Annotated in this window: 20 protein-coding genes and 10 tRNA genes; 4 read left to right on the forward strand and 26 right to left on the reverse strand. The window is 39.4% G+C overall.

The window, feature by feature from the left end; translation table 11 throughout:
• Nucleotides 1-284: 284 nt before the first annotated feature.
• A complete protein-coding gene (locus PQ479_RS18770) occupies nt 285-1,160 on the forward strand; it encodes a hypothetical protein (protein WP_273717155.1) in 876 nt (291 codons plus the stop codon).
• 120 nt (nt 1,161-1,280) lie between these two features.
• Here PQ479_RS18770 and PQ479_RS18775 read toward each other — a convergent pair whose 3' ends face one another.
• The 7 genes from PQ479_RS18775 to sigW form a co-directional block, all read right to left on the reverse strand.
• Complete coding sequence (locus PQ479_RS18775) at nt 1,281-1,805, reverse strand: hypothetical protein (RefSeq protein ID WP_047988039.1); 525 nt, start codon at nt 1,803-1,805, stop codon at nt 1,281-1,283.
• Between the two features lie 162 nt (nt 1,806-1,967).
• A complete protein-coding gene (gene glmS / locus PQ479_RS18780; protein WP_047988038.1) occupies nt 1,968-3,770 on the reverse strand; it encodes a glutamine--fructose-6-phosphate transaminase (isomerizing) in 1,803 nt (600 codons plus the stop codon).
• A gap of 414 nt (nt 3,771-4,184) precedes the next feature.
• Nucleotides 4,185-5,531, reverse strand: a complete 1,347-nt coding sequence (glmM, locus tag PQ479_RS18785; RefSeq protein WP_047988037.1) for a phosphoglucosamine mutase — start codon at nt 5,529-5,531, stop codon at nt 4,185-4,187.
• Between the two features lie 24 nt (nt 5,532-5,555).
• On the reverse strand, nt 5,556-6,803 hold the full coding sequence (locus tag PQ479_RS18790) for a CdaR family protein (RefSeq protein WP_047988036.1): 1,248 nt from the start codon (nt 6,801-6,803) through the stop codon (nt 5,556-5,558).
• On the reverse strand, nt 6,796-7,623 hold the full coding sequence (cdaA, locus tag PQ479_RS18795; protein WP_047988035.1) for a diadenylate cyclase CdaA: 828 nt from the start codon (nt 7,621-7,623) through the stop codon (nt 6,796-6,798). Before cdaA ends, PQ479_RS18790 begins: the two co-directional genes overlap by 8 nt.
• Before the next feature lie 604 nt (nt 7,624-8,227).
• Nucleotides 8,228-8,851: an anti-sigma factor family protein gene (locus PQ479_RS18800; RefSeq protein ID WP_047988034.1), complete on the reverse strand. Its 624-nt coding sequence runs from the start codon at nt 8,849-8,851 to the stop codon at nt 8,228-8,230.
• Nucleotides 8,852-8,864: 13 nt separating this feature from the next.
• Nucleotides 8,865-9,428, reverse strand: coding sequence for an RNA polymerase sigma factor SigW (sigW, locus tag PQ479_RS18805; protein WP_047988033.1), 564 nt, complete (start codon nt 9,426-9,428; stop codon nt 8,865-8,867).
• Nucleotides 9,429-9,610: 182 nt separating this feature from the next.
• Between sigW and PQ479_RS18810 the strand changes: the two genes are divergently transcribed.
• Nucleotides 9,611-9,784: an aspartyl-phosphate phosphatase Spo0E family protein gene (locus PQ479_RS18810; protein WP_083991195.1), complete on the forward strand. Its 174-nt coding sequence runs from the start codon at nt 9,611-9,613 to the stop codon at nt 9,782-9,784.
• Nucleotides 9,785-10,216: 432 nt separating this feature from the next.
• Here PQ479_RS18810 and PQ479_RS18815 read toward each other — a convergent pair whose 3' ends face one another.
• From PQ479_RS18815 to PQ479_RS18870, 12 genes are all read right to left on the reverse strand, one after another.
• Nucleotides 10,217-10,966, reverse strand: coding sequence for an ATP-binding cassette domain-containing protein (locus PQ479_RS18815; protein ID WP_047988032.1), 750 nt, complete (start codon nt 10,964-10,966; stop codon nt 10,217-10,219).
• Nucleotides 10,967-10,978: 12 nt separating this feature from the next.
• Nucleotides 10,979-11,740, reverse strand: coding sequence for an aliphatic sulfonate ABC transporter permease SsuC (gene ssuC, locus PQ479_RS18820; protein WP_047988236.1), 762 nt, complete (start codon nt 11,738-11,740; stop codon nt 10,979-10,981).
• A 27-nt stretch (nt 11,741-11,767) separates the two neighbouring features.
• The gene (ssuD, locus tag PQ479_RS18825; protein WP_047988031.1) at nt 11,768-12,877 is read right to left on the reverse strand and encodes an FMNH2-dependent alkanesulfonate monooxygenase; all 1,110 of its coding nucleotides are present in this window, start codon (nt 12,875-12,877) and stop codon (nt 11,768-11,770) included.
• Between the two features lie 42 nt (nt 12,878-12,919).
• Nucleotides 12,920-13,864, reverse strand: coding sequence for a sulfonate ABC transporter substrate-binding protein (locus tag PQ479_RS18830; RefSeq protein ID WP_047988030.1), 945 nt, complete (start codon nt 13,862-13,864; stop codon nt 12,920-12,922).
• A gap of 1,136 nt (nt 13,865-15,000) precedes the next feature.
• Nucleotides 15,001-15,073: transfer RNA gene (locus PQ479_RS18835), tRNA-Ala, on the reverse strand.
• Nucleotides 15,074-15,081: 8 nt separating this feature from the next.
• Nucleotides 15,082-15,156, reverse strand: a tRNA-Gly gene (locus PQ479_RS18840).
• 42 nt (nt 15,157-15,198) lie between these two features.
• Nucleotides 15,199-15,271, reverse strand: a tRNA-Lys gene (locus tag PQ479_RS18845).
• A 3-nt stretch (nt 15,272-15,274) separates the two neighbouring features.
• A tRNA-Gln gene (locus PQ479_RS18850) sits at nt 15,275-15,349 on the reverse strand.
• Between the two features lie 10 nt (nt 15,350-15,359).
• Nucleotides 15,360-15,444: transfer RNA gene (locus PQ479_RS18855), tRNA-Tyr, on the reverse strand.
• Between the two features lie 8 nt (nt 15,445-15,452).
• A tRNA-Thr gene (locus tag PQ479_RS18860) sits at nt 15,453-15,525 on the reverse strand.
• A gap of 24 nt (nt 15,526-15,549) precedes the next feature.
• A tRNA-Val gene (locus PQ479_RS18865) sits at nt 15,550-15,625 on the reverse strand.
• 280 nt (nt 15,626-15,905) lie between these two features.
• Nucleotides 15,906-15,980 (reverse strand) — tRNA-Glu (locus PQ479_RS18870).
• A gap of 166 nt (nt 15,981-16,146) precedes the next feature.
• On the opposite strand from PQ479_RS18870, the gene PQ479_RS18875 reads away from it, so the two are divergent.
• Nucleotides 16,147-16,329: a hypothetical protein gene (locus tag PQ479_RS18875; protein ID WP_047988028.1), complete on the forward strand. Its 183-nt coding sequence runs from the start codon at nt 16,147-16,149 to the stop codon at nt 16,327-16,329.
• A gap of 106 nt (nt 16,330-16,435) precedes the next feature.
• Here the strand turns inward: PQ479_RS18875 and PQ479_RS18880 are convergent, their stop codons facing one another.
• Complete coding sequence (locus tag PQ479_RS18880) at nt 16,436-16,717, reverse strand: hemolysin XhlA family protein (RefSeq protein ID WP_047988027.1); 282 nt, start codon at nt 16,715-16,717, stop codon at nt 16,436-16,438.
• 260 nt (nt 16,718-16,977) lie between these two features.
• Between PQ479_RS18880 and PQ479_RS18885 the strand changes: the two genes are divergently transcribed.
• Nucleotides 16,978-17,121, forward strand: coding sequence for a YjcZ family sporulation protein (locus PQ479_RS18885; RefSeq protein WP_083991194.1), 144 nt, complete (start codon nt 16,978-16,980; stop codon nt 17,119-17,121).
• An 83-nt stretch (nt 17,122-17,204) separates the two neighbouring features.
• Here PQ479_RS18885 and PQ479_RS18890 read toward each other — a convergent pair whose 3' ends face one another.
• The 6 genes from PQ479_RS18890 to PQ479_RS18915 all read right to left on the reverse strand — a co-directional run bounded on the left by PQ479_RS18890 (nt 17,205) and on the right by PQ479_RS18915 (nt 21,380).
• Nucleotides 17,205-18,092 (reverse strand): universal stress protein, encoded by an 888-nt coding sequence (locus tag PQ479_RS18890; RefSeq protein ID WP_053070330.1) that lies wholly within the window; start codon nt 18,090-18,092, stop codon nt 17,205-17,207.
• A 91-nt stretch (nt 18,093-18,183) separates the two neighbouring features.
• Nucleotides 18,184-18,654 (reverse strand): GNAT family N-acetyltransferase, encoded by a 471-nt coding sequence (locus PQ479_RS18895; protein ID WP_047988234.1) that lies wholly within the window; start codon nt 18,652-18,654, stop codon nt 18,184-18,186.
• A gap of 154 nt (nt 18,655-18,808) precedes the next feature.
• Nucleotides 18,809-18,881: transfer RNA gene (locus PQ479_RS18900), tRNA-Thr, on the reverse strand.
• 92 nt (nt 18,882-18,973) lie between these two features.
• Nucleotides 18,974-20,275, reverse strand: a complete 1,302-nt coding sequence (locus tag PQ479_RS18905) for a type II restriction enzyme (protein WP_047988026.1) — start codon at nt 20,273-20,275, stop codon at nt 18,974-18,976.
• Nucleotides 20,262-21,113: a DNA adenine methylase gene (locus PQ479_RS18910; RefSeq protein WP_047988233.1), complete on the reverse strand. Its 852-nt coding sequence runs from the start codon at nt 21,111-21,113 to the stop codon at nt 20,262-20,264. Before PQ479_RS18910 ends, PQ479_RS18905 begins: the two co-directional genes overlap by 14 nt.
• A 192-nt stretch (nt 21,114-21,305) precedes the next feature.
• A tRNA-Asn gene (locus tag PQ479_RS18915) sits at nt 21,306-21,380 on the reverse strand.
• Nucleotide 21,381: the final 1 nt, after the last annotated feature.

Consider the following 21,381-nt stretch of genomic DNA (forward strand, 5'->3'; position numbering starts at 1 on the left):
AAACAATTTGCATTTTTTAGTAAGCTGCCTGACAGTGATTCAAGTTATAATATTTAATGGTACATATTTCTATACAAATATTAGCGAGGTGAATGTAAATAAATTACTTAACTACTTTAAACCACGACATACAAGGTATAAAGAAACTGTTACTAGAAGGGCGAAACTCTATAAATTACAGTGCTATCTTCAGCTACTCTCATCTCCGAGACACCTGTATAATGCTCTATGAAGCAAACAAAGTATTGAAGAATACAGAAATTATTCAAGGTGATTTGCCTAATATGGAAGTAATTGAAGAGATTCGTCATAAAGTAAAAACAACACAAGGTAATAATAATAGAGTAATGTTTAAAAAATTACTTGAGGCACACGTGAGCCTCATCGGTAATGACATAGACAATTTAGGTTTCTATTTAGATGGAGATACGTTAGTAGGGAGTACCTTATTCTCGACATATATTTTTGATGGTACACCTCTACAAAATGTATACGACAAAGCTGCGTATACAGATTTAACAAGTGAACTAGGGGAATTATTGCAGTTACTTATTACTTTAATAGATCGCGATGTTGACCTAGAGTCTAAACCTTTGCTGCTGAAAGATGCTAAAAGATATAAAGGGAAGGACATATGGGATAAAATCTTCTTTACGGATGATATCAGCTATAATGTGTTTTTAACTCGAATACTACTTATACAAAGCGAGATCACCTCTTGCATTTGGATGAAGGAGCATCTAAATTATAAATCCACAGCGTTTAATTTTGATAAATATATATTGTTACGTCTTACGTCAATTAAAATGTTTGAGATTATGAGGAATATAGAAGATATTCGTGAGCGACTTAAAGGACACTGGGTAGATCTTAATTACAATGTTTTGGATGAAAAAATTCAGCAATATGTTGGTAAGCATAAAAAAGAGATGACCACTCTAAGAAATATGTTGCACTACAGTAATGAGTGTATAAACTTTTACGACTATGTTATTCAGCAATTAAATGCAGATCCTAACTATGTCGACGACCTGTTGAATACTATTTTTGAAGAATATATTATTCCATTTAGAAAAGTTATTTCAGATAATATAGACATTACGAATTATCAAAGTATGAATATATTTGAGAAAATAGTTAAAAGGTTAAAAACAAAATAAAATCTACTAGTTAAATTTTAACTAAAAAACCGTATACGTAATCATACGGTTTTTTAGTTTCTTAATATATCCTGAAGTTACTTAAAACTTCATTATTACCATAAGTCGCCGATGGTATAATCATAGTTCTTTGTCTTTCTCTGTCAGTATTATTAGATTATCTTTTCTAGATAATCTAATGGAATGATCCAGAATAATATTTAAAGAATTTAACCTTGAAGTTGTATCGTCACTATTTTCACCTTCACAATAATATAGTACTTTTTTTAAAGTACTTTTCAAATATTTTATACTTACCTTATCAAAATTTTTCTTATTGATCTCGTTAAAGATAAAGTCAGAAGAAATATTAATCAGTAAATCTCGAATCTTATATTCATTATCAGATCTACATTTTGAATTTATTTCTAAATCAGTTACATTCATCAAACCAAAAACTATTGAATCCAAATTATCAAAAGAAACACTTTGAGTAACGTCATCTCTAATTTGTTTAACGTTCCGAGTAAATTGATTTTTTTCAGTGTCGTTTCCTTTAACATTACTATGATATTCGTGAGCATAGTTTATAAAAATTTTAAACTCCTTGTCACTTAAGCTTTTTAATAAGTTTCTAACAACATCACTAAATTCAAAACTCGACATATTATCCCCCTAATAAATAATCCCTCACACTTTTAAAGTATGAGGGATCTTTGATGTGAGATTAAGATTTAGAAAATTTAATTCGATTTCAGTTACCATCTTTTTTGTCCGGTTACCATCTTTTTTGTAACTCGACATTTATTTCTACAACTTTGATTTATCCTACTCCACCGTCACACTTTTTGCGAGGTTACGTGGCTTATCTACGTCACAATCGCGGTGTAGTGCTGCGTAGTAGGCGATCAGTTGTAATGGTAAGACAGATACGATTGGTGTTAAATATTCGTGGACGGTTGGGATGACAAAGGCGTCCGTTTCTTCTGCCATGCCTTCCATAGAGATGATGCATGGGCTTGCGCCTCGTGCAGCAACCTCTTTGACGTTACCACGAATGCTTAGGTTCACATGTTCTTGTGTCGCTAAGGCAATAACTGGTGTGCCTTGTTCAATTAAGGCAATCGTTCCGTGCTTTAGTTCTCCGCCTGCAAATCCTTCTGCTTGGATATAAGAAATTTCTTTGAGCTTTAAGGCACCTTCTAGACATACATAGTAGTCGAGGGCACGGCCGATAAAGAAGCAATTTCTTGATACAGAAAGGAAGTGACGAGCTACTTTTTCAAGCTTATCCTTCTGGTCTGTGAGGACCTCCATCGCATTCGCTACGATCGCGAGCTCTTGCAATGGGTCAAAATCAAGTTCAATGCCTTGTGCATTGGCTGTATCAACAGCAAGTAGAGTAAAGACGGCCATTTGGGCAGTGTAAGCTTTGGTTGAAGCTACGGCGATTTCAGGTCCTGCATATGTGTGCAGCGTGAAATCTGCTTCACGAGAAAGCGTGGAACCAGGTACGTTCGTAATCGTTAACGCACGGTATCCTTGCTTTTTCACTTCCACCAACACACCACGAAGGTCGGCCGTTTCTCCACTTTGCGAAATAAATACAAAGAGTGGGTTCTCAGATAGAAGCGGCATATTGTATAAGAATTCACTTGCAATATGAACTTCTACTGGGCGTTTGGCTATTTTCTCTATTAATTGTTGTCCGACAAGACCAGCATGATAACTAGTTCCTGCGGCAATCACATAAATACGATCAGATTGCTTCATCGCATCACGAATATCATCGTCTAAGCGAATCGAACCATCTTCGTTTTGATATTTTTGGATAATATTACGAATAACAAAAGGCTGCTCATCAATTTCTTTTAACATGTAATGAGGGTATGTGCCTTTTTCAATATCACTTGCATCATATTCAGCTGTAAATGGTTCACGTGTCTTCACTTCACCTGATAATGTCTTAATCTCCACATTATCACTACGTAAAATCACATATTCCTCATCCATAATTTCAAGGAATTGTTTTGTGATTTGTAGCATCGCCATCGCGTCAGATGCAATCACATTTGCCTCTTCAGCTAATCCAATTAGTAACGGGCTCTTATTTTTACCGACATAAATCACATCGCTATTTTCGCCATCTAATAAGGCAATCGCATAAGACCCTTTTAATAAAGATAAAGTATGGCTAAATGCAGCTTCAACAGACATGCCTTCACCAACAAATTTTTCAATTAATAAAACGATAATTTCTGTATCTGTTTCACTTGAAGGTGAGACATTTGCTAAATATTCTCGTGATAATAATTCGTAGTTCTCAATCACTCCATTATGAACTAACGTAAAACGCTCAGTTTTACTTTGATGCGGATGTGCATTAACACGACTTGGTTCTCCGTGTGTTGCCCAACGTGTGTGACCGATCCCTACTGTTCCCGCAGCTCCCGGATCAACAGCCTCACGTAAAGTCGCAATTCGTCCCTTTTCCTTGAATACTTCAATGCCCTCTTCTGCAACTAAGGCAATACCGGCTGAGTCATAGCCACGGTATTCAAGCTTCTCTAGTCCTTTTAAAAGAACTTCCTTCGCATCATTTTGTCCAATATATCCTACAATTCCACACATAATGTTACCTCCCATAATATCGGGGGCAAGCATCCATAGGGGCATACTCGCCCCCACTCTTTTTTATTTGTTATGGGCATGTCGCTTTTGATTTTGTCCAAAGAGTCACCTCTTTGCTTTTTACAAAAGCTTTCGCGGCTGTCATGCGTCAACCGGAGGGCATCCGCCGAAATATCGATAAACCCTCTTCCTCGTCAACTGCTCATTTTCCGTCCAAAGCAGTTCAGGCGCTTGTCGTTATGATTACGTCATTCCATCCACCTTTCCATCATAGAATCGATTTTAATCATATCGTAATGTTGTCCGTACGTCAATCCATCGTCATCGTTCTTCAGGGGTAAGAGTAGTTTCAGCTACTCAACATAAAAATATGCATAAGTGCCATAATCCGTGCACCTATGCATATCATTCATATTAATCAGCTAAGCCCATTTCCGCTTCAACGACTTTAGCAATAGATGTTACATATTCTTCACATAATTCCTCTGTTTTTGCTTCGACCATCACACGTACGAGAGATTCTGTTCCGGAAGGGCGTACAAGCACACGACCTTCACCATTCATATCGGCCTCGACTTGATCGATTGCAGCCTTTACCTTTGCATTATCCGTTACACCGTGCTTATCAGAGACACGAATATTCACTAACCTCTGCGGGAAAGTTGGCATTTCACTAGCAAGGACAGATAATGGCTTTCCTGTTGCTTTTAAAATATTGACGAGTTGTAAAGCCGAGAGCATACCGTCCCCCGTTGTAATATAATCAAGGAAAATGATATGGCCAGACTGCTCACCACCGAGGTTAAAGTCACCTTTTCTCATTTCCTCCATCACATAACGGTCACCTACAGCCGTTTGCTTAGCTTCAATACCTGCTGCTTCAAGTGCTTTATAAAAGCCAAGGTTACTCATAACCGTTGACACAACCGTACCATGCTTGAGCCAGCCCTGCTCCTTCATATATTTCGCACAAATATACATGATTTTATCGCCATCGACGATTTGCCCTTTTTCATCAATAGCAATCAAGCGGTCTGCATCACCATCAAAAGCTAAACCGATATGTGCTTCTTTCTCAAGAACAAATTCAGCTAACTTTTCTGGATGTGTGGAGCCACAATCTTCGTTAATATTAACGCCATTTGGTGATGTACCAATCGTCGAAATATCAGCTTCTAAATCGGCAAATAAATAAGGGGCAATGGAAGATGCCGCACCATTAGCACAATCAAGAGCAACATGCAGACCCGAAAAATCTTGCTGTACGGTTTGTTTAAGGAACTGAACATATTTCTGAGCACCTTCAAAGTATTCACTGACTTGGCCAATTGCTCCTCCTGTTGGACGCGGCAACTGATCCTCTTGATCTAAAAGGGCTTCAATTTCCGCTTCCTGTTCATCCAAAAGCTTAAAGCCGTCTGGACCAAAAAACTTAATTCCGTTATCTGGTACCGGGTTATGTGAAGCAGAAATCATCACACCGGCATTAGCACTCATCGCTTTTGTCAAATACGCAACACCTGGTGTCGAGATGACACCAAGACGCATCACTTCAACGCCAATCGATAATAAGCCAGCTGCTAAAGCATTCTCTAACATTTCACCTGAAATACGCGTGTCTCGACCGATAATAACACGAGGGTGCTCTGTGTCTTTTGTTAACACATAACCGCCCACTCGTCCTAACTTAAATGCAAGCTCCGGTGTCAGTTCGGTGTTTGCTTCACCTCGGACACCATCCGTACCAAAATATTTTCCCATTATTTATTCTCTCCTTCAAACAAATCAATCATCATCTGTATCCTCTAAACGGATCGTTACAGTTATGATCGTTTCACTCACTTCATACTGAAAATCACGTGGACCATTCACTTGCACGTCAACCTCATGATCGCCTTCACCTTCTTGGCTGACATCAACAAAAACTTGAATATCATCCCGTGTTAATTCCTCAAGTCTAGATGCAGCCCCTCTAGCAATGACCTGAATCGTTGATGGCTCACCGTCTGCTAACGCTACATCTGCTTCAGGTGCAGCTCCTGAAATTTGTATCGTAACATCATCAAATTCTTTTTCCTCTGTTTCCGAAATGACTGGTGTCACGGTGACCGTTTCTGGTTCTACCTTCTCCACGCCATCAGGAAGTGGCACTTCTAATTCCACCGGTTCACCATTCTCAAGATCCGCTAAATCTAAAATAACGCCCTCTAACACATCAATTTCTTCAATAACTTCCTTCGGTCCAAAAATAATCACTTCTTTAGGCTCTAACGTCAATGATTCTAAGCTTAAGCCTTCAGGAAGACTTCCTTCTCTTGATACTTTAATCGGTACTGATTTATTAGGACTCGTAATCGGCACCGTTACTTCTACAATCGATGGCTCTGTCTCAAGAGATAATTCGTTTCCACTCCGATCATAGAGCTTCACTGGCACGGTATCTTCCACTTCACCAGCTGACCCACTAATATTAACATATGCTTTCGCACTTGCAACCTCGGCGATCGAATCTCGTGCCGCCTTCACTGTTACATTAACAGGTGTCACAATCGGTGTCCCTACTGAATAACCTTCTTCAACCTCATCCTCATTCATTAATTCTACCGTAACTGGTAGCGAGTAGGTTTGTTTTTCTTGTAATACGACACGTGCATATTCCGGAACAACCGATACGGTTAAATCATTTCGAAAGCCTCGATGCTCAACCTGAAGCGTATGTGTTCCTTCCTCCAAATCAGTCACATCTACAAAAACTTCATAACTCGGTCTCATCATTTGAAACATTTGTATCGCTGTCTGGCTTCCTGTCAAAGTCACTTGCACCGTTTCCGTTTGATCAATCAGCGAATAATTATCTTCATCATAATAGACGGTTAATGGCACTTCTCCTACCGTATGTGTACTCGATGATAAGGTCGGTAATAAACCTGGCTGATTATTCATATTATCTATGTTTACCATTGTAAAAAGCATGAGAGCAATAAAGAAAGCAATGATTTTCACAAACCAATGACTACTAAATAATTTATCCATTCTTTTTACCTCCCCACTGCCAACGGGAAGTCTGTGTTGGTTTTGCTTCAGTTAATTCGTTTGTTAATAGCTCACGTAAAGTATCCTCATTAATATCCCTATGCAGCTCCCCATTTTTCGTTAAAGAGATGCTACCCGTTTCCTCAGAGACAATAACGGTTAAACAATCAGTCACTTCACTCACACCAAGTGCAGCCCTGTGCCTAGTTCCCAATTCTTTTGAAATAAAAGGGTTTTCTGATAATGGCAAATAACATCCGGCTGCGAGTATTTGATTATTTTTGATAATAACGGCTCCATCATGTAAAGGAGTGTTCGGAATAAACGTATTAATTAAAAGTTCAGATGTTAAATCCGCATTCATCTGAATACCTGTCTCCACGTAATCACTCATACCGGTTTCTCTTTCAATGGACATTAACGCCCCAATTCGACGTTTCCCCATATAAACAGAAGCTTTAATCATCGCTTCAATCGAGCGCTGGTTAACCTCTTCTTGCTGTGCACTGCGTCCGCCTGAAAAGAAGCGTCCGCGCCCCAGTTGTTCAAGTGCTCTTCGCAACTCCGGTTGGAATATAATAATAATAGCTAATACCCCATACGTCACCGTTTGCGTCATAATAAATTCAAGTGTACGCAACCCTAAAAAGCGACTTAGGAACCAGATCGCAAGGATAATGGTAATTCCTTTTAAAAGCTGTACGGCTCTTGTCCCTCTAATAATCATAATTAATTTATATATCACATATGTAACGAGCAAAATATCTACAATTTGCCCTAAATATTCTAAGATCACAATATCCTCAAAAAACGGAAACATGGCCACCCTCCGTCGCCTCATTTATGTAGAAAAATTCTAGTGTCAGGTCTTACTTGCTATTCATAAGCATTCTATCACAAAAAATGAGCACTCGATACTTGATTCCCCTCCAATGTCAAGGAAAAGCTTCGTAAAAACGTGTAACACTCATGTGAAAGTGACGGTTACAATCTAGTATGAACAAAAACAGGATGAAACATCCTAATTTTTCCTCTACCATCAATTATAGCATATTTTCCCTTGACAAACCTAAAAAGTAGCCCTATTTCCCCACTTCGGAGCGTGAAAAAAAGTCGAAGTGATAGTATGATTCACATCAAATGGAAAATGGCATACGATGCAGCCAACTTCAATAGGGAAACTTTGTGTGATGTGACCGTAAAAGAGAATATACAGCCACTTCAACGGGAAAACAGCTCGCGTTGCGGCCGCAATAGTCCAGATGCATGCCATTTCACATAGAAAACACCCACAAATTGATGATTCTATTACATGTACCCATCTCAAAGATAAATCCAAAAATAAGGAGACCTCTGTTTATCACTCAGAGATCCCCCTATATAAATATATGCCTGCCATATACTTAGACTTATTTCATCCGTTTTTATCGATTCGTAATTGAAATGACTTCCGTGAAAAATGTCTTTACATGATACCAAATCCACTCTAACACTTGGTTAACCTCACTAATTTCACCTGTCACATTTCCAACGGAGGCCATATATGGCTTACTATTCACAAGCAAGACATCGCCTTGGACTTCACCATCTACAACTAATTCACCATTTCGAACGGTTAAGTCGCCTTTTACCACAACTCCTTCAGGTACAATCACTTGCCCTGATTCATGGTCAACGACGACATTTCCTGGACCACTCACTGATATTCCTTCTTGTTTATCGAACCACATCGAAAATACACTAGCCGTCATGAGGAGAAAGAAAACAGCAGCAGCCGTCATTAATGGGTGTTTTCGTAGCTGGAATTTCCATTTAGACGTTGTCTTTTTCTTCGGTAAACTAGCCATAACATTTTTCGTAAAATCAGCCGGCGCCTCAATATGAGAAGCACTTTGAACAAAGGCGATGGCTTTCCTTAATTGAATGACATGCTCACGGCAAGTTGCACATTTCTCAATATGTCTGTATAACTCAAGCTTTTCCTGGCTTGTCACTTCTTCATCAAAATATTTATCAATTAATTCGTTGTATTTAGGTTCACATTGCATACCATCCACCCCCTTATAAATCCTTCATCCGTTTTCTTAAAGCTTCCCGACCACGATGAATTCTTGTTTTCACAGTGGAAACAGGCATATCTAGTATGTCGGATATTTCTTTTAACGATAAGTCTTCCATATATTTAAGAATAATAACGGTCCGGTACTTTGGAGGTAGCTTGTTAATTTCATCCTGAACCCATTCCTGTAATTCTAAAGTCACAACCTGATCTTCAGGTAGTGCTTCATCAGAAGTTATCTGGGATTCATAGGTTAAACCTTCTGCTCCTTGTACCTCTTCTTGCAAATAATAATCAGGCTTTTTCTTTCTCAACTTATCAATCGCCACATTTGTCGCTATTCTAAATAACCACGTAGAGAATTTCCGATTCACATCATATTGCTCAATATTTGTATAGGCTCGCAAAAAAGCTTCTTGAGCAACATCTTGGGCTTCATAAGAATTCCCAACCATGCGATAAGCTACCTGGTATACTTTATCTTTAAAAAGCTCGACTAGTTCGGCAAATGCTTGTTCATCACCTTTTTTTACTTCGCGTATAATCCTTTTCACTAATTGATCCATTGCAAATCCCCTAATTTCTCTACTATCGTTTACGTACAAATCGGACACAAGTTTCACTTATTTTTATTTTACCATGTTTTTTCTAAATTTCTTCCTTTTTATGTTTATTAATAAGATAATTCGGGAAATAGATTCACAAGCAAGAATATGAATTCACTAATATTGCAAGGGGGATCACAGCGATGAAGAATAATAAATCAGTCGAGAGACTATTAATTGACATTGAAGAGAGTCGTGATAAGCTCAATAAAATGGCCCTTCATACTGACCTGCAATCAACAGACATGATCGCTTGCAGCCAGCAATTAGATTTGTTAATTCATGAATATCACAACACTGTGGCACGCACCTCTTAACAGCACAAATCCTACTATGAATCCATGAACGATATATGAAAAGACGATAATAAAAAGCTTAAAACCCGTCGACAAATGAATGTCGACGGGTTTTAAATTGTTCATGCAAAAAGGCTACAGGTGGGGCAGTCTGAATAAAAGCATACCGGCTCTCTATTTTAGTAATTCTTTTGGCAAGGGTTCGGAGGCATTGCATTGAACCACTCTCATTCTTACTAACTTTTTGTGGAGAAAACCCTTTATTTCATGATTATAAGGGTCTTAATGGCATCTTTGTAGCTATTTTCAGCTCGAAGATACCTTTACTTCCCTTTTATAACAACCTCAGCTACCTTATGTCATAACGAGGGTTACAATCTTTTCATATCCAAACGACATGCCGCCCTTTACACTGATCATTCCTCATGACCGGTATCACATTTCCTGGTCGCTTCAAGCTTCCGCGATCGAGATTGAGTCACCCTCTTCTAGGACACGACGCAAAAGCGTATCAACCAATTGAGTATATGTTGGATTTGTTCGATTACGTGGTCTTGGCAATCGGACTTTTTGTTGAAAAGCAACGATACCATCCTCTATCAAAATAACTCGGTCTGATAAGGCTACAGCTTCTTCAATGTCATGTGTGACTAGAACGGCTGTAAATCCCTGTTCTATCCATAACCTCTCTATTAAATTTTGCATTTCATAGCGAGTTAATGCATCTAATGCACCCAACGGTTCATCCAATAGCATAATGGAAGGCTGATGCATGAGGGCACGAGCTAATGATACCCTTTGCTGCTGACCCCCTGATAATAAGGCCGGCCATTCGTTTTGCTTTTCTTCTAATTGGACGCTCTTCAAAGCTTGAATGGCTCTTTTTTTCCAATCTCCTTTAAGTCCTAAGCCAACATTATCTAATACGGTTTTCCACGGCAACAATCGACCATTTTGAAAAACGATACGTACCTCTTCCTGAATTCCTTCTATCCTTTTCTCTCCTAATTGAATAACGCCACTCGTCACTTCATCCAAACCAGCTAACAAACGAAGTAAAGTTGACTTGCCACATCCACTTTTACCAACAATTGAGACGAATTCCCCCGGTTCGATAGCTAAGTTAATATTTTTCAAAACCTCTTCCTTAACAAAGGATTTTGCGACATGGTTCACTTGCAAAGAAGAAGGTTGGTCACTCATAATAACGCCTCCTTATTTTTGATAACTCGGATTCCATTTTAAAAAGCGGTACTCTAATAATTTTGCAATCCAATCTGACAATTTACCTAATAATGCATACAAAATAATCGTTAACATGACAACGTCTAGCTGCATAAATTCACGGGCATCCATCGCTAAATACCCAATACCTGCATGAGCAGAGATGGTTTCTGCGACAATGAGTGTCACCCACATGATTCCTAATCCGTAACGAAGCCCCACTAAAATCGAAGGAAGTGCACCAGGTAAAATAATATGAGTAAATAATGCTACTTTCTTTAGTCCGTAACTTTTCCCCATCTCAATCAATTGTTTATCCACAGATCGAATACCATGGAAGGTATTAAGATAAATGGGAAACAACACACCTAAAGCAATTAAAAAGATTTTACCTTGCTCTCCTATCCCAAACCATAAAATAACGAGAGGAATGAGGGCTAGATGTGGGATATTACGAACCATTTGTATAGAAGAATCAAAGATTGTCTCCGATACTTTTGACACACCATTAAGAATGCCAAATATAAAACCGATCGTCCCACCAATCGCTAACCCAAGCAAAGCTCGTTCTGTACTAACCCAAATATGTTCAAACATATCTCCACTACTAACCAATCGAATAGCTGAAGTGACAATATCGGAGGGAGCCGGCAAAACACGTGAAGAAATCCAATCAAAATAAGCAAAGAACTGCCAAATAAGTAATAAACTAATCGGTAAAAGCCAAGGGGCTACTTTCTTAACAAATCGCAATTCAATCACCACTCTTCATTTTCATCATTATCTTGCAGCAATTCCACCAAAAGGGCTAAGCCATTGTGTATCCTCTCCAACCTTCTTTGATACTTCTAGCAACGGAAAAACGAGCTCTGCAAAACGATAAGCCTCTTCTAGATGCGGATAGCCAGAAAGAATAAAAGTTTCAATCCCCAACTGCTCATACTCCTTCATTCTTGCGGCAACAATTTCTGGGCTACCCACTAAAGCTGTACCCGCACCTCCTCGGACAAGCCCTACACCCGCCCATAAGTTCGGACTAACTTCTAGCGATTCCCTGCTCCCTTTGTTTAAGGAAGACATTCTTTTTTGCCCAACAGAGTCAAAACGTGAGAAAACTTTTTGAGCCGCTTCAATATCCTCATCACGTATATACTGGATAAGCTCCTCCGCTGCTTCCCATGCTTTCTCCTCCGTTTCCCTAACAATGACATGTAATCGAATTCCAAAGCGCACCGTTCGACCTGTCGCTGCTGCATATTCCTTTACCTTCGCTATTTTTTTCGCTACTTGTTCTTGTGATTCACCCCATGTTAAGAAAACATCAATATGTTCAGCAGTTATTTCCATCGCCGCCTCAGATGAACCTCCAATATATAAAGCTGGATACGGCTTCTGCTTTGGCGGAAACTTTAATTGACCTTCCTTAATATCATAATGTTGGCCTTGGAATTGAACTTTCCTTCCGTCCATCAGTTGACGCCAAACATGTAAAAACTCCTTGGTTATCTCATACCGTTCTGCATGATTTACATGCACACCATCCCCCGCTAGTTCAACCGGGTCTCCACCTGTAACCACATTGACTAATAGACGCCCTTCCGAGAGCCGATCCAATGTCGCTGCCATCCTAGCCGCCACGGTTGGTAACATTAACCCAGGACGAACCGCGACAAGAAACTTCATCCTCTCTGTCTCCGAAATAAGTGATGCTGCGGTAATCCACGAGTCCTCACAATTAGAACCAGTTGGCAGCAACGCCCCGTAATACCCTAACTGATCAACCGCTTGTGCCACCTGTTTTAAATAAGCATAAGTGACAGGGCGCCCTCCTACTGTAGAACCTAAATAACGACCGTCACCATGTGTTGGCAAAAACCATAATACGTTCATTCATCACTACTCCCTTCCTACTTTCCAAATTTTATTAATCAATTATTTTGGCAAAACGACATCGTTAATATCAATAGCCTCTGGAATTAATTCAAGTTCAAAAAAGATATCGCCAATTTCCTGTTGGTCTAGCTTTACATCGTCTGTTATTCTTTTAATTCCGAATCCTCTTCGCTCTAACACCTTTTTTAAAATCGCTTGCTCAATATTAACTTCAGGGGCTAAAAATGCCGCCGTCTCCTCAATATTCGCCTCCGCCTCAATCTCTACTGCCCGTAGCTCCTCTAAAATAACTTCAATCACATCATCATGATTTTTGGCGAAATTCTCTTCAGCGAGAAGGAATTCACGATTTGCAACTAGGTCCGTTCCATCACGAAGCACCCTAGCTTCTAAATTGACCTCAGCTTCTGCATAAAACGGATCCCAAATGACCCACGCATCGACATCTCCACGATCAAAAGCGATTCTAGCATCGGCTGGCGGTAAATAAACCACCTCGATGTCATCTAACGTTAACCCTGATTCCTCTAGTACTTTCACGAGCAAATAATGCACATTTGAACCTCGATTCAGAGCGACCTTTCTTCCTTTTAATTCTGTAACTTCTTGAATATCAGAATCATTCTGGACAATTACTGCCTCGCCCTTTGGAGAACCAGGACCGTTACCTATATAAATAAGTGGTGCATTGGCAGCCTGAGAAAAAATCGGCGGCGCCTCTCCCGTATGACCAAAATCAATACTACCCCCATTCAAAGCCTCCAGTAATTGTGGCCCAGCAGGGAACTCATGCCACTCAACATCAATATCTAATTCCTCCAGCCTTTCCTCCAAAGCCCCCTCCGCTTTCAAAATGTTCAAAGTTCCAAACTTCTGATATCCAATCGAAATAGAAGTAATCTCTTCACTCGACGAGCTAGTAGCTTGGCAGCCTCCTATCAGCATGACTCCTACTAGCAAAGTTAAAAATCTTATTAGCCTCATCACAATCCCGCCTTTTCCAGAAAATAAAAAAGCACTTCTCTTTCCATAACCAGAAAGAAAAGTGCTTTTGGTGATCCAATCAGACACTTTTTACAATATGAAGTTACTTACCTTCAGCACTTCGATGATACACTTTTTTGGAGGTATAAAAACAATGAATACTAACTGTTGTCAGCTATACCGACATTCTATTCAAACAAATCCGATGTGTCAACTAAGTTTTAAGATTAATTTGAATTTTCATCCTAAAGTCACATAGTACCCTCTTCAAGATTGAATAAAGTGCCCATTTGTAATGATAGAGATAGATATAGCAGCTGCTGCTATATCATAAAATAAAACATTAAACATGAGGGGAATCAAAAGCTGAGCTGTGAGTAAGGGACGAACTTTAGAGATTTGTTCGATGCTCTGAAATATTATGTAATGTCGACATGTTATAGCCTTTTTTCTCTCTAAATCATGTCCACCATTGCTTCCCATCGGCATGATCCGGCCTTTTTTCCTCCTACATCATGTCCACCAACGCTTCTCATCGACATGATCCGGTCCTTTTTTAACTTACATCATGTCGACCATTGCTTCTCATCGACATGATCTCGGCTTTTTTCCTCCTACATCATGTCGACCAACGCTTCTCATCGGCATGATCCGGCCTTTTTTCCTCCTACATCATGTCGACCAACGCTTCTCATCGACATGATCCGTCCCTTTTTTAATCTACATCATGTCGACCATTGCTTCTCATCGACATGATCCGGTCCTTTTTTAACCTACATCATGTCGACCAACGCTTCTCATCGACATGATCCGGTCCTTTTTCAACCTACATCATGTCGACCATTGCTTCTCATCGACATGATCCGGTCCTTTTTTCAACCTACATCATGTCGACCATTGCTTTTCATCGACATGATCCGGTCCTTTTTTAACCTGCATCATGTCGACCATTGCTTTTCATCGACATGATCCGGTCCTTTTTCAACCTACATCATGTCGACCAACACTAACTCGACATGATCGACCCTATTTCCTTCCATGCTCCTAACAATTCAAACCAATCTATAAGTCCTAACAAACCGATCAAAAAACTCTAAGAACAAGGACTACCTCATTCTTAGAGTTTTATATAAATATGGAGCCTAGCGGGATCGAACCGCTGACCTCCTGCGTGCAAAGCAGGCGCTCTCCCAGCTGAGCTAAGGCCCCTCAATTTTTGGAGCGGAAGACGGGATTCGAACCCGCGACCCCCACCTTGGCAAGGTGGTGTTCTACCACTGAACTACTTCCGCTAAACAAAATGCTGCTTAATCTATTAAGCAGCATTCTAAGTATGAGCCATGAAGGACTTGAACCTTCGACCCTCTGATTAAAAGTCAGATGCTCTACCGACTGAGCTAATGGCTCTAATGGCTGGGCTAGCTGGATTCGAACCAACGCATGACGGAATCAAAATCCGTTGCCTTACCGCTTGGCGATAGCCCAATAAAACAAATGGTGGAGGGGGACGGATTCGAACCGCCGAACCCGGAGGGAGCGGATTTACAGTCCGCCGCGTTTAGCCACTTCGCTACCCCTCCACAAAAGATGCCGGCCAGAGGACTTGAACCCCCAACCTACTGATTACAAGTCAGTTGCTCTACCAGTTGAGCTAGGCCGGCATAGATAAGGTGTATAAAATAAAATGGTGGAGGATGACGGGTTCGAACCGCCGACCCCCTGCTTGTAAGGCAGGTGCTCTCCCAGCTGAGCTAATCCTCCATTTTAACTGCGGATAAGCTTCGATTTTCTTCGGTTAGTTCGTAATTCTCCTTCAGTCACGTACGGGGTACGCTCCTTCTTTCGAACACTTCCTAATCCTCGATCTTCTTGCTTCTCCTTGTTAACAGTCCTTTTAGCTTCGAATTTCTTCGGCTAGTTCGTGATTCTCTTTCAGTCACGTACGGAGGTACGCTCCTTCTTTCGAACACTTCCTAATCCTCGATCTTCTCGCTTCTCCTTGTTAACAGTCAAAAGTTATAACTGTATGTAAAAAAATATATGGTGACCCGTACGGGATTCGAACCCGTGTTACCGCCGTGAAAGGGCGGTGTCTTAACCGCTTGACCAACGGGCCACTTCATTAATTCCTTACTGACAAAAAATATTATACCCAAATAGATTAAAAAAGACAAGCCTTTTTACAACTTTTTTTATTTTTAATTTTAGAAGGATAAACAGTTGAAAATAAGAACGTATGTTTGTAAAATGAAAGAAGGACCATTAAAAAAGGAGCCATTCTTATGTCATCTTATCATACCACTAATGAGAAGGAATTACTCGACCTCTTAGAATATGTTCGTTATACGACCAAACAAAAGACAAAAATAGAAGTTGCTGAATGTATGCTTGATTACGGTATTGATGTTCAATTAATTGGGGCAGTGACAGGTTTAAAAAAAGATGAAATCATTAAAAAGGGTTAAACAAATGAACGACCTCATTCGTTTAACCTAGCTGCTTTCTTGCAACAAGCTCGCTTTATTCAGTCGCTTTTGTTGCAATGGGCTGCAGCTCCATTTTAAATACTTTCTAACCAATCCGTAAGCCCCACATAATGACAGCTGTTAAAACGCTAAAGACGATTCCCACTAGCCCAAAAATCACTGCTCGCGTAATCGTTTGCCTTAACCACACCGTATTCTCTTCAATTTTATCGATGCTAATAGTTAAGTTTTTTAGCGCCTGCTCCTGAAGTTGAACCTTAGTTTCTAACTGACTAATACGACCCTCCGACGACTCTTGCTTGGATTTAAGTTGTTCAACATCTTTAGAAAGCTGTGATAGGGACTCCTCATTATGAGATTTCACCATCAGACTCGCTCTCCTAACCCATGTATTAAGCAACACCACCCTTTATGACATGTCTTATAAAGTGGACGTGCTTAATATAGTATATTAAAGAAGCTACAGACGTGGCACGACAAACAAACCCATTCCTTCATAATTCCACTAATGAGTATCCTGTTTTTACTTCACCTCTGTCGGGTTACATAATATTTATTTCATTTGCCCAAAACCTTATACTAGCCTTCTGCATATTGTGTATTATCCCATTGAAAGGCGGTGTATGTATGTACGGTGGACCTAACTACGGATGTGGCGGATATAACTACGCACCTGTTGCAGGTTATGGTGGCGGTTGCGGTAATGGGTTTGCGCTAATCGTTGTTCTATTCATCCTATTAGTAATCATTGGCGCTTCTTACTGCAAATAATAATGGATTAGAAACCTGACCAACGAAATATAAAGCCAGACCCCCAAACGATAGACCAATCACTTGGGGGTTTTGTCTTCATATTATTTTAACTTCACCGCTAAAACATCACACTTCGCATGACGTAACATCGCATCAGCCACACTACCAACCACGATTCGGCTTAATTTGCTTTGCCCAGTCGCTCCACAAATCATTAAATCAGGTTTTACCTCCTTAGGCACTAACCCAATTAACATATCACGCGGGTCACCTATCGAGATATCGACTTGCACATTCGCAATACCGGCTTCCTCTGCACGCGCTTTGTATCCATATACAAGCTCTTGACTTTGTTTCATCGCTTCATTGTTACTAGGTACGGCCACCGAGACTAAAGCTCCATTCACATAAACCATATTTGGTATAACATTGGCAATAGTTAGTGCCGCCCCATTCTTTTTACTAATCTTAACCGCCTGTATAAAAGCATTTTCTGCTTGTGGAGACCCATCTACCGCAACAAGAATGGTTTGATAGTCATTTTTTTCTGGTTCTTCACAATCACGTACCATCAAATAATCGCTTGGCGCATGATAGATAGATGCCTCTGCGACACTACCAGTTAAAAAACGCTCGATGCGGTTTCGACCAGTTCTCGAAGTAATTAATAAATCCGCTTGTTTCTCCTTCACAAGCTTTTTTGATACATCCGCTCTCGGACTACCATTTATATAATAAGTTTCCACTTCATGAACGCCTTTTTCTACGGCTTCCTTTTTGTATTTCTCAAGCATTAGGGTAGTTTTATCCTTCCAAGCTTCAATTAAACTACCAGTGTATAAGGTATGTGTTCCTTGTAAATTACGAACATCAATAACATGACCTATAATAAGAACAGCCTCAAACTGTTTGGCTAGTTCAATTCCTCGTGCTAAAGCATGCTCTGATTGATGTGACCCATCTACTCCAACTAAAATTCGTTTATACATTTGTTCAAACTCCTCTCTTTTATTTAAAATAAAGGAATGAACCTCTACCTTTATTATAAAATAGAAAACAGTCTGATAATAAGTGAAATGGTTACATATTTGTGAAATGTTTCACATTGTCATGATGTTGTGACGGAAATCTTTTTTCTAATAGTATAGTATCTCTCCATATACCGTTTAGCTGACCAATCTTTTCCCTTACTCCAACCTTTCGAAAGCCGTGTTTCATGTGTAAACTCAAGCTTCCCTTATTTTCTGGAAAGACACTAGACTGTTTCGTCCAAAACCCTTCCCTTTTAGCCTCAACAAGTAAAGTAGTCATAAGAATACTCCCTATACCTTGACCAGAAAATTGGGTATTTACATACACACTTAGCTCAGCAACACCTTTATATACTTCACGTTTAGAAACCGGACTTAGAGCAATCCAACCTACAACCCTTTCATTCACAGTCGCTACAAACCGACATACAGAATTATGCCCTTCATCCCACTCACTCCACCTAGGTGCTTTCTCTTGAAAGGATGCGAGCTTTGTATCCAAGCCTTGTTGGTAGATCATAGACACTATCGGCCAATCTTTATCACTTATCGTTCTAATGTGTACCCTGTTGCAAGCTCCATTCTTAAAATAATTAAGTTTATACCTGCAAATAAGAATACAAAAATAGCACCTTTTTATCTCTAAAGGTGCTATCCATCAACGTTTTTTAATAAGCTTCCAACCGGGCTTGAACCGGTGACCTCTTCCTTACCATGGAAGCACTCTACCTACTGAGCTATGGAAGCATAATCCTGCGACAAATTTAATTTTAAAACGATCACAGCTTAATTGCAAGCCCTTTTTATGATAAAAAACAGGGCAGTACACCCTGCTTTTGTTAATCCCTTTCGTTTGCATACATATCTGGTAAACGAACAATCCAATTAATCCAACCCATTATAGTGGATGCCCTCCTCTTATAGGTTGACTCTGCCTTTACTTGATACAAATCGCTGGCTTCCATCATACGTACGACATCTTCCTTTTTAGGCATACTTTCTTTCTTAAAGTACTCAATAAGGACCCGATGAAAAACTTGATGACTCAATACAGCTTCTACTAATGCGAGAAACTTTTCTCGAGTTGGCAGATGCATGATGGTATAACCTTTTTCAGTTAATGTAAACAGAACCTGCCTTTGCTCGTCTTGATACTTGTCAATAAGCCCTAAGTATATTCCAGCTGCTGTGTAATAACTCGATTGTCTCTCATCAAAATTATAGTTACTTGTAATCTCTTGCTTTGTTAAATCATTCTCTACAAGCAATCCTAATAAATCAATGACCCGCGGGAAAGAATCTGCTTGTGGAAACGGAATCGCTGGCTCCTCTATCGTTGTAACGCTTCTCATAATACCATTTATATCATCATGCGAAATTCGTTCATGTGCGATGATATAATTTTTTTGCTTCAATAACTGCAACGAATTATAGTTAGTAGGGTCAGTAAATTCATATAAAAAGAAACTAAAAATATCATTAGAATACGTAAAGAAAACAGGTCTTACGATTTTAGATGTTCTTTTTTGCCAAAGTCGATAAGGATAATACAGCTGACGAACTAATATATCATCTACAGTCTCGTTTTTAGCCTCTACGACAATAAATTGAGTAGGACCTTCATAACCACCATCTATTTCAACTTGAGAGTTTGTGACACCTATTGTTTGACTACGAGCGTTATGACTCTTAATTTCAAATGAAAATTCCTTAGAGGACATTCTGCCTGAAATCGTATGCCTCATTTGCTCATTCATTAAATCGTCAATCATGCCTGTCAAATAAGCACAATGCAAAGCAGCACTTTCAGAATAAATATTAGTCGGATCAATGGTCGTAATCTCACGAGGAAAGTCGATAGCCTTAGGTTTCGCATTCTCTAAGTAATTGACCTTATGGTACACTTCAAATGGTCCTATTATGTAGCTAGAACGAGAAACAGGCAATATCGCTAATTGATTTTCTCTAAAGATTTGTGGCAAATTAGAGTAGTGATCAAATTTAGCCATCAATCTCGGTTCTCTTTCTTCCCTAATTTGTTTCGCTGCGATGACAAAGTATCCGTGCTCTTCTACCTTACGAACGATCTGGTAACGCTCAAATAAAATCCCCCAAGCCCGATCGGTTTTAGTTAGACTCATAATTCAGCACAAGAACTTCGTCTATTTTTCCACGCTTTGAACCAACAGAGTTAATATTACGAGAAGCAGAAACGATTTTAATGGTAAAACCCTTTTCTTGATAAATCTCTTTGATAAAATCAGTCGCCGAATTACTTAGTAAAAATTTACAACCCCTCTTATCTAGCTCTACACACAAGTCTCGCAGTCGATACTGTTCCTCTCTTTGAAAGCCGGTTAATGTATAACTTGTAAAAGAAGACGTATCAGAAACCGGATCATACGGGGGATCAAAATAAACAAAATCACCTTCACTAGCTCGTTCAACCGTCTTTTCGAAATCACCGTTTAAAATAGTAATTTCATTTTCTTGAAAATATTGATGAACAGCTCTTAATACTGGTTCATTCACAACTTGAGGATTTTTATATTTACCGAACGGTACATTAAATTGACCCTTCTGATTCACCCGATATAATCCATTAAAGCAAGTTTTATTTAAATAAATGATCCGAGAAGCTTTTTCAACACCTGATAATGTTGGATAAACTTCTGTCCGGTCAAGATTACGAATTTCATAAAAGTATTCGGGATCGTTCTGATGTTTTTTTAAATCTTCTATTAATGCCTCAATATCATCTTTTATTACTTGATAAACATTAATTAACTCACTATTAACATCATTTATAACAGCATGAGCTGGACTGACACCAAACAATACCGCACCCGCACCTACAAATGGCTCGTAATATGTATTGATCGTTTCAGGTATATATTTTTTTATTTCAGGCAATAGCTGACGCTTTCCACCAGCCCACTTTAAAAAAGGCTGTGCTATATATTTTTCATTTGTTTTCACCAAAACGACTCGCTCCTCAATGACACTTTACATACGTTGTATCTTTATTAATCATATCATGAATATAACGTTTGAACTACTAGCCACACCTCAACCTTAAAGAGTTCTTTAGGTGAAGCATCTACCAAAATTACAGTAAAAAAGAGTCACTTGTCTAGTATATCTAGAAAAATGACTCTGAATCGTTATGTATGGCTCCACAGGTAGGACTCGAACCTACGACCGATCGGTTAACAGCCGATAGCTCTACCACTGAGCTACTGTGGAA

The sequence above is a fragment of the Alkalihalobacillus pseudalcaliphilus genome, from assembly GCF_028610675.1.
GTDB lineage: Bacteria > Bacillota > Bacilli > Bacillales > Bacillaceae_D > Alkalihalobacillus > Alkalihalobacillus pseudalcaliphilus.

Coding starts and splice junctions, on each gene's coding strand:
- PQ479_RS18880 (WP_047988027.1), bottom strand. CDS start 16,717: ATGGTGAAATCTCATAATGAGGAGTCCCTATCACAGCTTTCTAAAGAT.
- sigW (WP_047988033.1), bottom strand. CDS start 9,428: ATGGATCAATTAGTGAAAAGGATTATACGCGAAGTAAAAAAAGGTGAT.
- PQ479_RS18885 (WP_083991194.1), top strand. CDS start 16,978: ATGTACGGTGGACCTAACTACGGATGTGGCGGATATAACTACGCACCT.
- glmS (WP_047988038.1), bottom strand. CDS start 3,770: ATGTGTGGAATTGTAGGATATATTGGACAAAATGATGCGAAGGAAGTT.
- PQ479_RS18775 (WP_047988039.1), bottom strand. CDS start 1,805: ATGTCGAGTTTTGAATTTAGTGATGTTGTTAGAAACTTATTAAAAAGC.
- PQ479_RS18790 (WP_047988036.1), bottom strand. CDS start 6,803: ATGGATAAATTATTTAGTAGTCATTGGTTTGTGAAAATCATTGCTTTC.
- PQ479_RS18875 (WP_047988028.1), top strand. CDS start 16,147: ATGTCATCTTATCATACCACTAATGAGAAGGAATTACTCGACCTCTTA.
- PQ479_RS18905 (WP_047988026.1), bottom strand. CDS start 20,275: ATGAGTCTAACTAAAACCGATCGGGCTTGGGGGATTTTATTTGAGCGT.
- glmM (WP_047988037.1), bottom strand. CDS start 5,531: ATGGGAAAATATTTTGGTACGGATGGTGTCCGAGGTGAAGCAAACACC.
- PQ479_RS18770 (WP_273717155.1), top strand. CDS start 285: ATGGAAGTAATTGAAGAGATTCGTCATAAAGTAAAAACAACACAAGGT.
- PQ479_RS18800 (WP_047988034.1), bottom strand. CDS start 8,851: ATGCAATGTGAACCTAAATACAACGAATTAATTGATAAATATTTTGAT.
- ssuD (WP_047988031.1), bottom strand. CDS start 12,877: ATGAACGTATTATGGTTTTTGCCAACACATGGTGACGGTCGTTATTTA.
- cdaA (WP_047988035.1), bottom strand. CDS start 7,623: ATGTTTCCGTTTTTTGAGGATATTGTGATCTTAGAATATTTAGGGCAA.
- PQ479_RS18815 (WP_047988032.1), bottom strand. CDS start 10,966: ATGAGTGACCAACCTTCTTCTTTGCAAGTGAACCATGTCGCAAAATCC.
- PQ479_RS18810 (WP_083991195.1), top strand. CDS start 9,611: ATGAAGAATAATAAATCAGTCGAGAGACTATTAATTGACATTGAAGAG.
- PQ479_RS18895 (WP_047988234.1), bottom strand. CDS start 18,654: ATGATCTACCAACAAGGCTTGGATACAAAGCTCGCATCCTTTCAAGAG.
- PQ479_RS18830 (WP_047988030.1), bottom strand. CDS start 13,864: ATGAGGCTAATAAGATTTTTAACTTTGCTAGTAGGAGTCATGCTGATA.
- PQ479_RS18890 (WP_053070330.1), bottom strand. CDS start 18,092: ATGTATAAACGAATTTTAGTTGGAGTAGATGGGTCACATCAATCAGAG.